The 13,111-nt window shown below is 65.6% G+C and carries 14 protein-coding genes; 2 read left to right on the top strand and 12 right to left on the bottom strand.

What is annotated here, in order from left to right; translation table 11 throughout:
* Positions 1–6: 6 nt before the first annotated feature.
* Genes ASG84_RS26650 through recO form a run of 3 tightly spaced genes read right to left on the bottom strand, consistent with a single transcriptional unit; the run spans position 7 to position 2,030 of the window.
* The gene (locus ASG84_RS26650; RefSeq protein ID WP_057479920.1) at positions 7–429 is read right to left on the bottom strand and encodes a hypothetical protein; all 423 of its coding nucleotides are present in this window, start codon (positions 427–429) and stop codon (positions 7–9) included.
* Positions 422–1,240, bottom strand: a complete 819-nt coding sequence (locus ASG84_RS26645) for an isoprenyl transferase (protein WP_057479919.1) — start codon at positions 1,238–1,240, stop codon at positions 422–424. The genes ASG84_RS26650 and ASG84_RS26645 overlap by 8 nt, the downstream gene beginning before the upstream one ends.
* A complete protein-coding gene (gene recO / locus ASG84_RS26640; RefSeq protein ID WP_057479918.1) occupies positions 1,197–2,030 on the bottom strand; it encodes a DNA repair protein RecO in 834 nt (277 codons plus the stop codon). Before recO ends, ASG84_RS26645 begins: the two co-directional genes overlap by 44 nt.
* Positions 2,031–2,103: 73 nt before the next feature.
* On the opposite strand from recO, the gene ASG84_RS26635 reads away from it, so the two are divergent.
* On the top strand, positions 2,104–3,525 hold the full coding sequence (locus tag ASG84_RS26635; protein ID WP_057479917.1) for an amidase: 1,422 nt from the start codon (positions 2,104–2,106) through the stop codon (positions 3,523–3,525).
* 42 nt (positions 3,526–3,567) lie between these two features.
* Here the strand turns inward: ASG84_RS26635 and era are convergent, their stop codons facing one another.
* The 8 genes from era to hrcA all read right to left on the bottom strand — a co-directional run bounded on the left by era (position 3,568) and on the right by hrcA (position 11,410).
* Positions 3,568–4,482 carry a GTPase Era gene (era, locus tag ASG84_RS26630; protein ID WP_032379164.1) on the bottom strand — a complete coding sequence of 305 codons (915 nt, stop codon included), beginning with the start codon at positions 4,480–4,482 and terminating at the stop codon, positions 3,568–3,570.
* Positions 4,483–4,499: 17 nt separating this feature from the next.
* Entirely contained in the window at positions 4,500–5,822 is a 1,323-nt protein-coding gene (locus ASG84_RS26625) for a hemolysin family protein (protein ID WP_057479976.1), read from the bottom strand.
* A 40-nt stretch (positions 5,823–5,862) separates the two neighbouring features.
* Entirely contained in the window at positions 5,863–6,405 is a 543-nt protein-coding gene (gene ybeY / locus ASG84_RS26620; RefSeq protein WP_057479916.1) for an rRNA maturation RNase YbeY, read from the bottom strand.
* Positions 6,406–6,442: 37 nt separating this feature from the next.
* A complete protein-coding gene (locus ASG84_RS26615; protein ID WP_057479915.1) occupies positions 6,443–7,486 on the bottom strand; it encodes a PhoH family protein in 1,044 nt (347 codons plus the stop codon).
* A gap of 94 nt (positions 7,487–7,580) precedes the next feature.
* Positions 7,581–8,336: an alpha/beta hydrolase family protein gene (locus ASG84_RS26610; protein WP_057479914.1), complete on the bottom strand. Its 756-nt coding sequence runs from the start codon at positions 8,334–8,336 to the stop codon at positions 7,581–7,583.
* Positions 8,333–9,106 (bottom strand): 16S rRNA (uracil(1498)-N(3))-methyltransferase, encoded by a 774-nt coding sequence (locus ASG84_RS26605; RefSeq protein ID WP_057479913.1) that lies wholly within the window; start codon positions 9,104–9,106, stop codon positions 8,333–8,335. Before ASG84_RS26605 ends, ASG84_RS26610 begins: the two co-directional genes overlap by 4 nt.
* 3 nt (positions 9,107–9,109) lie before the next feature.
* Complete coding sequence (gene dnaJ, locus ASG84_RS26600; RefSeq protein ID WP_057479912.1) at positions 9,110–10,267, bottom strand: molecular chaperone DnaJ; 1,158 nt, start codon at positions 10,265–10,267, stop codon at positions 9,110–9,112.
* 99 nt (positions 10,268–10,366) lie between these two features.
* Complete coding sequence (hrcA, locus tag ASG84_RS26595; RefSeq protein WP_057479911.1) at positions 10,367–11,410, bottom strand: heat-inducible transcriptional repressor HrcA; 1,044 nt, start codon at positions 11,408–11,410, stop codon at positions 10,367–10,369.
* A gap of 133 nt (positions 11,411–11,543) precedes the next feature.
* On the opposite strand from hrcA, the gene ASG84_RS26590 reads away from it, so the two are divergent.
* Positions 11,544–11,849 (top strand): type II toxin-antitoxin system VapB family antitoxin, encoded by a 306-nt coding sequence (locus tag ASG84_RS26590; protein ID WP_032379172.1) that lies wholly within the window; start codon positions 11,544–11,546, stop codon positions 11,847–11,849.
* An 11-nt stretch (positions 11,850–11,860) separates the two neighbouring features.
* Here the strand turns inward: ASG84_RS26590 and hemW are convergent, their stop codons facing one another.
* On the bottom strand, positions 11,861–13,072 hold the full coding sequence (gene hemW / locus ASG84_RS26585; RefSeq protein WP_057479910.1) for a radical SAM family heme chaperone HemW: 1,212 nt from the start codon (positions 13,070–13,072) through the stop codon (positions 11,861–11,863).
* Between the last annotated feature and the right edge of the window lie 39 nt (positions 13,073–13,111).

Genomic DNA, 13,111 nt, shown 5'->3' with positions numbered 1-13,111 from the left:
GACCGATCAGGGCAGCAGGCCCTCGCGCGCCTTCTCGACTCCGGCCAGCACCAGAATCAGCATCGTCAGCATCGCCTCGTCGTCCAATCCGTTTGCCGGAAAGGTGTAGCGCAGCAGCACATCTGCGAGCTTGTCGTGAGTATTGACCGAGATCGCGCCGAATTGCGAATCGGCATTGCGGTCCGAGACCTTCTTGTGCAGAGCAGCCTTGAGCGGCCTGTCCCACGCCAACACCGCGGTGAGAGAGAGGACCTCGAGTTCGGGAGAGAGCTGTACGGCCCGCAACGAGCACAAGGCACCGGCGTAGTCGAAACCGAGTGACCCCTCCTCGCCGACGGTCACCGTGGCGAACTGCGACAGCGCCAGCCGAGCACGCGTCTGCAACGTCAACCCATCGGGGCCGTCGATCCCGTGTACTTCGTCACTCATATTTCACTCCACCGAATCGTCGATCACGCGAAGCGAATTCGATACACGCCTCCCACAGGTCCCGGCGATCGAAATCCGGGAAGAGCTTCTTCTGAAACACGAACTCTGCATACGCGGATTGCCACAGCAGAAAATTCGACGTTCGCTGCTCCCCCGACGGCCGCAGGAACAAGTCCACGTCCGGCATATCCGCCTCGTCGAGGTACTTCGCGACGGTGGCCTCGGTGATCTTCTCGGGGTTCAGCTTGCCCGCCGCAACCTGCCGAGCGATTTCCCTTGTCGCATCGGCAATCTCGGCGCGTCCACCGTAATTGACGCACATCGTCAACGTCATCACCGTGTTGTGTTTCGTCAGTTCCTCGGCCACTTCGAGTTCCTTGATGACGCTGCCCCACAACCTGGGTCGTCGACCGGCCCAGCGGACCCGGACACCCATCTCGTTCATCTCGTCGCGTCGACGACGAATGACGTCACGGTTGAAGCCCATCAGAAACTTGACCTCGTCAGGACTGCGCTTCCAGTTCTCGGTCGAGAAGGCGTACGCGGACAACCACTGCACACCGATCTCGATACATCCGCACACAGTGTCCATGAGCACGGCTTCACCCTGCTCGTGCCCCGCAGTGCGCGGTAGACCGCGATCCTGCGCCCATCGACCGTTGCCATCCATCACCAGGGCGACGTGGCGAGGTATCAGTTCCGACTGCAGAATCGGCGGCCGCGCGCCCGACGGGTGCGGATCGGGAGGGCGCACTGCCGACTGTCCGTCAGGCCGGGGTTGCGGCTCTCGTCGTCGAATCACGGTCCCCATCCTGCCCGACGGTGTCGGCGAACACTGAGTCAGGTTGCGCCAGCGGAACCTGATGCGGGTGCGAGCGTTCGATGAGTGGAAGCGTGCGCAGTTGTCGTTCGAGGTGCCATTGCAGATGCGCCGCCACCAGTCCGCTGGCCTGCTTGCGCACCGTGTCGGAGGTGGTGACGGTGTAGTCCCACTCGCCTCGTTCGAGCGCGACCATCAAGTCCAGGACCCCGGTCGACGGCGTCGCGGACCCCGGTGGGCGGCAGTGCACACACACCGCTCCACCGGCGGCGACGTGAAATGCGCGATGTGGCCCCACTGCCGCGCACCGCGCGCAATCGGTGAGTGCAGGTGCCCATCCGGCGAACCCCATGGCGCGCAGCAGATACGCGTCGAGCACCAGCTCGGGAGGCCGCACATGCTGCGCGAGAGCACGCAGCGCACCGACGGTCAGCTGATGCAGTCGCTGCGCCGGTGCATGTTCCTCGCCTGCCAACCGTTCGGCGGTCTCGAGGACCGCGCAACCGGTGGTGTAGCGGCCGTAATCGGCGACGATGTCTCCGCCGAACGCGTCGACGGTGTGCACCTGGGTGACGATGTCGAGGTTGCGTCCCGGATAGAGCAGGACGTCGATGTGCGCAAACGGTTCCAGTCGCGCGCCGAACTTGGACTTGGTCCGACGAACTCCTTTGGCGACGGCCCGTACGATACCGTTCTCCCTGGTCAACAACGTGACGATGCGGTCGGCCTCACCCAGCTTGTGCTGGCGCAGGACGACTGCGTTGTCACGGTATGGCCTCACGTCTTCCAGTCTCCCACGGGTGCCGCATCGGTGGCCGCTTCCCGCGCTGGAGAGAAGTCGATACTGTGCCAACGTGGATTTTCATCGGTCGACTCTCGTTGCTCAGGCCGCCGCACTCGCGTCGGGTCGCATCACTTCGGTACAGGCGGTCACCGAATCACTCGACCGAATCGAGAAGAGCCAACCCACCCTCAATGCCTTCCGGCTCGTCCGCCGCGACGCCGCACTCGCCGAGGCGGCTGAGGCGGATCGCCTGCGACTCACCGGTGGAACCGCACCCCTGCTGGGCGTTCCGATCGCCGTCAAGGACGATGTGAACATCACCGGGGAGCCCACGGCCTTCGGCTGCGCCGGCGACTTCCCACCTGCCACCGCGGACTCGGAGGTGGTCCGCAGACTGCGTGCGGCCGGAGCTGTCATCGTGGGCAAGACCAACAGCCCCGAGCTGGGTCAATGGCCGTTCACCAGCGGCAGCTTCGGACACACCCGCAATCCGTGGGACCGTGAGCGCACCCCCGGCGGCTCCTCGGGCGGCAGTTCGGCTGCAGTTGCCGCTGAATTGGTCTCGGCTGCACTGGGTTCCGACGGTGCGGGCTCCGTCCGGATCCCGGCGGCGTGGACCAATCTCGTGGGCATCAAACCGCAACGGGGACGGATATCGACGTGGCCGGACGCCGAGGCCTTCAACGGCATCACCGTCATCGGCCCGCTCGCGCGCACGGTCGCCGACGCCGCACTTCTGCTCGACGTGGTCTCCGGTGGGCACGACGGCGATCTGCACTGCCCGGCTCCGTTGACCGTCTCGGATGCTGTCGGACGCAACCCCGGCTCGCTACGAATAGCGCTGAGCCTGCGCAAGCCGTTCATTCCGACGCCTGCCCCGCTGGATCCGGAGATCGCGGCGGCAGCGTACGACATGGCTGCGGTGCTGCGATTGCTCGGACATCGAGTGGTGGTCGACGACCCCGCCTACGGAATATTGTTGGGGCTCAACTTCTTACCGCGCTCGCTTGCAGGTGTTGCCACGTGGCTCGACCGCCTCCCCGATGCCTCCCTGGCCGACCCGCGCACCCGAGCCAATGCCAAAAGCGGCCGGGCCCTCGCCGGAGCCCCGTTGCGTGCAGCCCGCGCGGCCGAACCTCGCATCGGACGCCGCATCGGCCGGTTCTTCGACGACTACGACATCGTGCTCGCCCCGACGACGGCGACTCCCCCGCCGCGGGTCGACGCGATCGACGGTATCTCCAATGCCGACACCGACCGGGTCATCACCGAGCACTGCCCCTACACGTGGCCGTGGAACGTCCTGGGCTGGCCGAGCGTGAATGTCCCCGCGGGTCTGACGAAGAGCGGCCTTCCCATCGGACTGCAGTTGATGGGCCACGAATCGTCGGAACCACTGCTGGTGTCGGTCGCCGCTCAACTCGAGAACGTGCTGCAGTGGCACCGCAAACGCCCCGAACCGTGGTGGACCCACGTGAGCGAAACTTCGTAGCCCACTACGAAGTGCCGTGCACGTGCGGCGCAGCCGCTCCGGTCAGAAGCCGAGCTTGCCCATTTGCTTGGGGTCGGTCTGCCAGTCCTTGGCGATTTTCACGTGCAGGTCCAGGTAGATCCTGGTGCCGAGCAACTTCTCGATCTGCAGTCGCGACGCCGTGCCGACCTCTTTGAGTCGCGATCCGCCCTTACCGATGATGATGGCCTTCTGACTCGACCGCTCGACGTAGAGAATCGCATGGACGTCGAGCATGTTGTCGTGACCTTCGCGGGGCACGACTTCTTCGATGACGACGGCCAGAGAGTGGGGTAGCTCGTCGCGGACGCCTTCGAGCGCTGCCTCGCGGATGAGCTCGGCCATGAGGATTTCCTCGGGCTCGTCGGTCAGCTCACCGTCGGGGTAGAACGCCGGGCCCGGTGGTAGTTCGGACGCCAGCAGATCGACCAGCTTCTCCACCTGCTCACCGGATTCGGCCGATACCGGAATCACGTGACTGGAGTCGCCGAGGAGCTTCGACAGCGCCATCAACTGCTGCACGACGCGTTCCTTCTTGACCTTGTCGATCTTGGTAACGATGCCGATCAAGGTGGTCTTGGGCGCGATGTGGCGAACCTGCTCGAGGATCCATCGGTCCCCCGGTCCGATCTTCTCGTCGGCCGGGATACACAGGCCGATGACGTCGACCTCGGAGTACGTGTCCTGCACCAGATCGTTGAGTCGCTGCCCCAGAAGCGTTCTGGGCCGGTGCAATCCGGGGGTGTCGACGAGAATCAGCTGCGCGTGCTCACGGTGCACGATGCCGCGAATGGTGTGCCGCGTCGTCTGCGGACGCGAGGACGTGATGGCGATCTTCGACCCCACCAACGCATTGGTCAGGGTGGACTTGCCGGTGTTGGGTCGGCCTACGAAACAGACGAATCCGGATCGGAACTCACCGTTGTTCTGCTCGGACACAAGAGCACCTCCAGATTTCAGTATTGGTGAGTGACGTCCGACGAGTCGTCGTCCTCGGTGGATTCTTCGTCGGGTTCTATCTTTTCGACCAGCACGGTGGTGATGCGGACGCGGCCCTTGGGGTCGGCCCCACCTTCACCGCGCAGCAGCAGTCCGTGGGTCATCACCTGAGCGCCGGGCAGCGGCACGCGGCCCAGCTCGTATCCGAGCAGTCCACCGACGGTGTCCACCTCCTCGGATTCGATCTCGATCCCGAAGATCTCGCCGAGGTCTTCGAGCGGCACGCGGGAGGACACCCGATACCGTCCGTCGTCGAGCTCCTCGATGGGCGCTACCTCGTCGGAGTCGTATTCGTCGGCGATCTCGCCGACGATTTCCTCGATGACGTCCTCGATGGTCACCAGGCCTGCGATGCCTCCGTATTCGTCGACCAGCAGGGCCATGTGGTTTCTGTCGCGCTGCATCTCGGCGAGCAGACTGTCGAGCGCCTTGGAGTCGGGAACGAACACCGCCGGACGCATCAGCTCGGAGACCTGCACCCCGCGGCCACCATCGGTGGAGTAATACGTCTGCTGCACAAGGTCTTTGAGGTACACGACACCGACCACGTCGTCCACGTTCTCGCCGATCACCGGGATGCGCGAGTGTCCACTGCGGACGGCCAACGACGTGGCCTGTCCGGCCGACTTGTCCGACTCGATCCACACCATTTCGGGACGCGGAACCATGACCTCACGGGCGGAGGTGTCCCCCAACTCGAACACGGACTGGATCATCCGACGCTCGTCGTCGGCCACGACGCCGCGCTCGCGGGCCATGTCCACCAACTCGCGCAGTTCGATCTCGGATGCGAACGGGCCGTTGCGAAATCCCTTACCCGGGGTGATCGCATTACCGATGAGAATGAGCAGTCTGCTGATCGGTCCGAGGAGCCAACCGAGGGCGCGCAACGGAAAGGCCGCCGCCAGGGCGATCGAGTACGCGTTCTGCCGGCCGAGGGTTCTCGGTCCGACACCGATCACAACGTAGCTGACGAGCACCATGGCCACCGCGGTGACGACAAGGGCCGTCGTGGAATCGATCAGCTGAGTCAGGCCGCCCGCGAGCAGGACGGTGCCGCCGATTTCGCACAGAATGCGCAGCAGCACCATCAGGTTCACATAGCGCGGGCGGTCGGCAACCACGACGACGAGGCCAGTGGCACCCGGCCGCTCGTCCTTGACCATGTCGTCGATGCGCGCACGCGAGACCGTGTTCAGCGCGGAATCGACGGCGGCGAACAGACCGCCGAGAGGAACCAGAAGGACAGCGAAAACGATGAGTGCAACAGCACTGCTCACGCGGCGGAACCCCGCACTTCGACCGGTCCGATCACGTACATCACCGATCGACACCGTCGACGAAACCGGCTTTGCCCAGCAACCGAGCATCGCGAGCGGCCTGTTCCGCGGCTTGCTCGGCCCGCCTGGCATCCTCGTACCATTCGGCCAGAAGGCGGTTCTGCAGCTCGAACATTTCTTTTTCTTCGTCCGGCTCGGCGTGGTCGTAGCCGAGCAGATGCAACACTCCGTGCACCGTCAGCAATGCGAGCTCGTGTTCGAGCGAATGGCCCGCAGCAGCAGCCTGATCCGCAGCGAACGACGGGCACAGCACGATGTCACCGAGCATCGCCGGTCCGGGATCGGGAGCGTCGGGACGGCCACCCGGCTCGAGCTCGTCCATCGGAAAGGACATCACGTCGGTGGGACCGGGCAGATCCATCCACCGCATGTGCAGATCCGCCATCGTCGCCGAATCCACCAGCACCATGGACAGTTCCGCTGCGGGATGCACGTCCATACCGGCGATCGCGAATCGTGCGACCGAGACCAGCTCGGGTTCGGAGATGTCCATCCCCGACTCGTTGGACACTTCGATACTCATCTGGCCACTACCCACGCTCTCGTTGCCTGCGTCTGAATCATCTTCTCGCCGAACGCGGTCCGCCGGTACGGCGTTGTTCGCGGTTGGGGATCACGCTTTCTCCGGCCGACTCGAACCGCTCGTACGCGTCGACGATTTCCGAGACCAACCGGTGCCGCACCACGTCGCTGCTGGTGAGCTGCGCGAAGTGGATGTCGTCGACGTCGGTGAGAATCTCGGACGCGGCACGCAATCCAGATTTTGCGCCACCCGGAAGGTCGACCTGGGTGACGTCGCCGGTGACGACGATCTTCGAGCCGAAGCCGAGACGCGTCAGGAACATCTTCATCTGCTCGGCCGTGGTGTTCTGCGCCTCGTCGAGAATGATGAACGCATCGTTGAGCGTGCGACCACGCATGTACGCGAGCGGAGCGACCTCGATGACGCCTGCTTGCATCAGTTTGGGGATCGCTTCGTCGTCCATCATGTCGTGCAGCGCATCGTGCAGCGGGCGCAGGTACGGGTCGATCTTCTCGTGCAAGGTACCGGGCAGAAAGCCGAGGCGCTCCCCCGCTTCGACGGCCGGGCGCGTCAGAATGATGCGGCTGACCTGCTTGGTCTGCAGCGCCTGTACGGCCTTGGCCATCGCCAGGTACGTCTTGCCGGTACCGGCCGGACCGATGCCGAACACGATGGTGTTGACGTCGATCGCGTCCACGTACCGCTTCTGGTTCAGCGTCTTGGGCCTGATGGTCTTGCCGCGCCGAGAAAGAATGTCCAAGCTCAGCACCTCGGCCGGCGAGTCCGACACGCCCTCGGTGAGCATGGCGATCGAGCGGCGGACGGCGTCAGGAGTGAGCGGCTGGGCGCGCTTGGCCAGCGCGGCCAATTCGGAGATCACCCGTTCGGCGAGCGCCACGTCGGCCACTTTTCCGGTGAGCGTCACGGCGTTTCCTCGTACGTGGATGTCTGCCGTCAGCATCTGCTCGAGCGCCCGCAGGTTCTCGTCGGACTGTCCCAGCAGTGGCATCACTGCTTCGGGGGCGAGCTCCAAGGTGGACCGAACATCGCGCTCGGCGGGAAATTCGCTGTGTTCACTCACGTGGTGGCTATGGCCTGCTCTCTTGTTTCGACTCCGAAGACCTGGATCGGTGTTCGAATGAAGTTTAACGCCGCGGCATCGATGCGCATTCCTATTACTCGCCGCTCCGGCCCAGCACGGCGTCGAGCGAGAGCGCCCAACACCGCGAATCCGGATTCAGGAACGCGAAGTGGTCCTCGCCCGGGACGATGATCAGCTGCGCGTCGTCTCCCGCTGTTCTCGCCGTGTCGACGTACCGCTCGCTCTGCGCCGCCGGGACCTGGACGTCCTTCGACCCGTGCAGGCAGATCGTCGGGATACCGATGGGTGCGCGGGCAGCGGGCGAAGCCGATCGGTACAGCTCCGGGTCGTCCTCGTATCGAGCCTGCAGCAACGCCTCGACCGCCGGATTGGTGCGGCCCGATGCACCGCGTGGCTCGAGGTCGAGTACGCCGGCCTGCGAGACGATGCGCGACGGGCGGACCTTGGAGCCGGTTTCGCCGCCGAGCCAGACCGCCAGGTGCCCGCCGGCGGAATGTCCGATGACGCGAACGTCGTCGATTCCGGCCGGGGCGTGGTGTTGAACCTCACCGGCAACCACGTCGAGAGCAGCGAGGACGTCGGACTGCATCTCGGGCCAATGCCCACCTGCGCCGACACGGCGATATTCGATGTTCCACGCCACCGCACCGGCTCCCGCGACCGCGCGCGCGAATTGGGTGCCCAGGTTCGATCCGTACTGCCCACTCCAGAATCCACCGTGTATCACCACGACGACCGGCGTCGACGCATCGACAGGCTCGGACGGGAGGTAGAGATGGCCGAATTGCTGCGCGTGATCGCCGTACGCAATCTTGATCCGTGCGCTCATGCGTTCCGAAAGTCCGGGGGCAGTTGCGTCCAGCGCGAGGTGAGTACTCCGAGGGCACCGAGTGCCACGGCTCCTGCCGTCGACGTCCTCAGCACCGTGGGTCCCAACACCACCGGGGTTGCCCCGGCCTCGGTCAGAGCAGCGACTTCCCGGTCGTCGAGGCCACCTTCGGGCCCGACGACGAGCGCGACCTCGGGAACCGAGTCGAACGGCAGTTCCCGAAACGCCGAGGTTGCACCCTCGTGCAGCACGGCGACGATCCCGCCGCGCGCAACGATCGCGCCGACCAGGGCGTACACGGCGATCGAATCGTGCAGCTCCGCAACGTCGGGGATGAATGCCCGACGCGACTGCTTGGCCGCTTCGGCAGCAGTGCTGCGCCACCGTGCAACGCCCTTGGTCGCTTTGGGTCCTTCCCAGCGGGCCACGCAACGCGCGGACTGCCACGGCACCACAGCATCGACACCGGCCTCGGTGGCCAGCTCGACGGCCAGTTCCGAACGATCTGTCTTGGGTAACGCCTGCACCAGCGTCACCATCGGGGTCGGCGGCGGCATCTCGCTGCGTGACTGCACGGTCAACTCGAGCCGATTCTTCTCCGCGGCGGCAACGACCGTGTCGGCCAAGCCGCCCGCTCCGTCACCGAGCAGCACCCGCTCGCCGACGCGAATGCGTCGCACCGTCGCGGCGTGATGCCCTTCCTTGCCGTCGAGCACGGCGAGCTCGCCGACGTTCGGCAACGGCGAGAGATAGAAGACCGTGGGGGCCATGGATCAACGACCGCTGAACGCTTCCCGCAACCGCGAGAACAGTCCACCGCTGTGTGCCGAACCGGTGGTGACGACCTCGGCCCCATCGCGGTCTCGCATCGACTTGAGCTGTTCGAGCAGATGGGTCTGCTTGCTGTCCAGCTTGGTCGGCACGATGACCTCGAGGTGGGCATGCAGGTCACCGCGAATACCGGAACGGAGCTTGGGCATTCCGTGCCCGCGCAGCACAGTCGTCGAATTCGGTTGTGTGCCTTGCTCGATCGAAATTTCGGTGGGCCCGTCGATGATTGCGTCGATGTTCACCGAGGTGCCGAGGGCGGCGTCCACCATCGGAACGCGCACGGTGCAGTGCAGATCGTCACCGTCACGGACGAACACCTCGTGCTGCTGTTCGACGATCTCCACGTACAGATCTCCCGCAGGGCCACCGCCCGGTCCGACCTCGCCCTGCGAGGCAAGACGGATCCGCATGCCGTTGCTCACGCCGACGGGGACCTTGACCGAGATGTCGCGACGCGAGCGCACTCGCCCGTCGCCGCCACACTTGCGGCAAGGATCGGGAATGGTCTCGCCCGCGCCGCGGCACGTGGGGCACGGCCGGCTGGTCATGACCTGGCCCAGGAACGAGCGTTGCACCGACTGCACCTCACCCGCGCCGCCGCAGGTTTCGCACCGGACAGGCTTGGAGTCACCGTTGGTGCCCGAGCCAGTGCACAGATCGCACAGGATCGCGGTGTCGACGGTGATGTGCTTGGTCACGCCGGTGGCGCACTCGTCCAGGGTGAGTTTGGTGCGCAGCAGCGAATCCGCTCCCGGTTGCACACGCCCCTTGGGACCGCGCTGAGACCCACCGGCACCGCCGCCGAAGAATGCCTCGAACACATCCCCCAGGCCACCGCCGAACCCGGCTCCGCCGAATCCACCGCCGCCGCCTCCGCCGCCCTGCTGCAGCGGATCGCCGCCGAGGTCGACGATGCGACGCTTCTCCGGATCGGAGAGCACCTCGTACGCGGTGGAAATTTCCTTGAACCGCGCCTGCGCGGCCTCGTCCGGGTTGACGTCCGGGTGCAGTTCTCGCGCCAGTTTTCGATAGGCGCGCTTGATCTCCTGGTCCGTCGCCTGCTGGCCGACGCCCAAAGTCCCGTAATAATCCCGTGCCACGTCGTCTCTTTCGTCCTAGAAGATGAATCTCGTTCGTTGCTGCTGCGTACCGGCGGCTCGTGCCCCCGCTGCCGGTTTTCGTTCGGTTCTCGCTCGTCTCTAGCGCTCGGCCAGGACCTCGCCGATGTACCTGGCAACCGCGGCGACCGACGCGATTGTTCCTGGGTAGTCCATCCGGGTCGGCCCCAGCACACCCATTCCTCCGAGGACCATGCCAGCCGACCCGTAGCCGGTGGAAATCACCGACGTTCCGCGCATCTCCTCGACCTGCGTTTCCTCACCGATTCGCACGGTCACGGTGCGAGTGTCCTGCGTCACTGCGAGCAGTTTGAGCACCACCACTTGCTCTTCCAATGCCTCGAGTACCGCTCGGAGCGATCCGGGAAACCCCGCGTCGCCGGCGAAGTCCGCGGCGTTGCGTGTCAGGTTGGCCGTACCGCCGAGTACCAGGCGTTCCTCGGGGTGCTCCACCAGCGATTCCACCAGCACAGTGGCCGAACGGATCATGGCGTCCCGTAGCCCGGCCGGAGCGTTCTCGGCGAGTTCGGCCACCGCCACGGACGCCGCTGCCAGTCGCTTTCCTTCCAGGGCGCTGCCGAGCAGGCGGCGCAGCTGCGCCAGATTCTCGTCGTCGAGGACGTCACCGAGTTCGACGATGCGCTGATCGACTCGCCCGGAGTCGGTGATCAGGACCAGTAGGAGTCGAGCCGGCGTGAGCGCCACCACTTCGAGGTGCCGAACCGACGACGCCGAGAGGGTGGGGTACTGCACCACGGCGACCTGGCGGGTCAACTGAGCGAGCAGTCGAACGCCGCGTCGCAGCACGTCGTCCAGGTCGACACCGTTCTCGAGAAATTCCAGGATGGCGCGACGCTCGGCCGCCGACAGCGGCTTGACGTCGGCGATCCGGTCGACGAACTGCCGATAGCCCTTGTCGGTAGGCACCCGCCCCGAGCTGGTGTGCGGCTGGGCGATGTATCCCTCTGCCTCGAGCACGGCCATGTCGTTACGCACGGTTGCACTCGACACCCCCAGGTTGTGTCGCTCGACCAAGGCACGTGAACCTACGGGCTCCTGGGTGGACACGTAGTCCGCCACGATCGCTCGCAGAACCTCGAACCGCCTGTCGTCCGTGCTCGACATCGGTGCCCACCTCCGTTCTCGTTGCCGATCGTCGCTCGAGTCTAGTAGCCGAGGGACGCGTGCTCGTGCAAGGCCTTACTGTGGTCCGAGTGGAAACGTTCTTTCGATTCGGTCCAGCGGCTCGAGGCTCGCGATGATCTTCAAGGGTGTTCGCGACGGTAAGCCGTATCCCGAGCACGGCCTGTCCATCCGCGACTGGTCGCGCATCCCGCCACGCCAGCTGCGTTTGGACGAAATCGTCACCACCACGAAGGTGCTCGAACTCGACAGGTTGCTGTCCGAGGACTCCACCTTCTACGGCGACCTCTTCCCCCACGCCGTGCAGTTCCGTGGCGTCATCTATCTCGAAGACGGTCTGCACCGCGCCGTACGCGCGGCATTGCGAAACCGAACGGTGTTGCACGCCAGAGTGTTCGACTACGACGCTCTGAGTGCCTGAAGCCGGGTTTCTCAGGCGGACGCGATGCTGCGCACTACCGCGTCGGCGAGCAATCGTCCTCGGTCGGTCAGCACGAGATGGTCGCCCTGCGCCGCCATCAACCCGTCTGCCACCGCCTGGTCGGCAGCGGCGCGCTCGGCCGGCGCCAGCACACTCACCGGCACGCCCGTGCGGAGTCGGACGGTCAACATCAGCTCCTCCAGGTGTCGGTCCTCGGCGCTGAGTAATTCGCTGCCGTGCACCGGTAGCACCCCGGTGGCCAGGCGATCTGCGTACGCCGCCGGGTGCTTGACGTTCCAGAACCGGGTGCCGCCGATGTGGCTGTGTGCGCCGGGCCCCGCGCCCCACCAGTCGCCACCGTCCCAGTAACCGATGTTGTGGCGGCACTGCGCGGCCTCGTCGGTGGCCCAGTTCGACACCTCGTACCAGGACAGTCCTGCGGCGTTCAGCGCCCTGTCGATGCGTTCGTACCGGCTTGCCAGCACGTCGTCGTCCGGGGCGGGCAGCTCACCGCGGCGCACTTTGCGGGCCATGGCCGTGCCGTCCTCGACGATCAGCGCGTACGCCGAGACGTGGTCGACGCCCGCCTCGAGCACGGCGGCAAGAGACTGATCGAGGTCGCTGTCCCGCTCGCCCGGAGTGCCGTAGATCAGGTCGAGGTTGACATGCTCGAACCCGGCCGCACGAGCCTCCTTTGCTGCTGCGACCGCTCGACCCGGTGTGTGGGTGCGATCGAGAACTGCGAGCACATGCGGTGCGGCGGACTGCATTCCGAGCGAGACCCGGGTGAAACCTGCGGCGCGGAGTCGGTCGAAGAACTCCGGAGACGTCGATTCCGGATTCGATTCGGTGGTCACCTCGCCGCCGTCGGTGAGACCGAAACTCGACCGGACCGCACCCAGGACGTCGGCCAATCCGTCGCCCCCGAGTAGCGACGGTGTGCCGCCACCGACGAAGACGGTGTCGGCTGTCGGGATGCGGCCTGTTCCCGCTTCGATCAGAGCCGCGGCGATGTCGAGCTCACGGCGCAGGCCCTCCAACCAGGACTGCGGCGACGCCGACGTGCCGAGCTCCCCGGCCGTATAGGTGTTGAAGTCGCAGTAGCCGCATCGCGTGGCGCAGAACGGAACGTGCACGTAGATCCCGAACGCCCGGTCCCCCACGCCGTCGAACGCCTCGGTCGGCAACTCGAAGGTGGACGGGGCAGGTACGACGGTATTCACGGACTCCAGTCTCCCAGAGAGTGCGGGCCCGCCTTCCCA

The organism is Rhodococcus sp. Leaf278 (genome assembly GCF_001426085.1).
Lineage (GTDB): Bacteria > Actinomycetota > Actinomycetes > Mycobacteriales > Mycobacteriaceae > Rhodococcoides.
Note: the sequence above shows the minus strand (reverse complement) of the source record. Positions and strands in the feature narration are given on the sequence as shown.

Excerpts from the sequence above, each read along its gene's own strand:
- ASG84_RS26650 (WP_057479920.1), bottom strand. The coding sequence starts at position 429 with ATGAGTGACGAAGTACACGGGATCGACGGCCCCGATGGGTTGACGTTG.
- ASG84_RS26645 (WP_057479919.1), bottom strand. The coding sequence starts at position 1,240 with ATGGGGACCGTGATTCGACGACGAGAGCCGCAACCCCGGCCTGACGGA.
- ybeY (WP_057479916.1), bottom strand. The coding sequence starts at position 6,405 with ATGAGTATCGAAGTGTCCAACGAGTCGGGGATGGACATCTCCGAACCC.
- ASG84_RS26610 (WP_057479914.1), bottom strand. The coding sequence starts at position 8,336 with ATGAGCGCACGGATCAAGATTGCGTACGGCGATCACGCGCAGCAATTC.
- ASG84_RS26605 (WP_057479913.1), bottom strand. The coding sequence starts at position 9,106 with ATGGCCCCCACGGTCTTCTATCTCTCGCCGTTGCCGAACGTCGGCGAG.
- hrcA (WP_057479911.1), bottom strand. The coding sequence starts at position 11,410 with ATGTCGAGCACGGACGACAGGCGGTTCGAGGTTCTGCGAGCGATCGTG.
- ASG84_RS26590 (WP_032379172.1), top strand. The coding sequence starts at position 11,544 with ATGATCTTCAAGGGTGTTCGCGACGGTAAGCCGTATCCCGAGCACGGC.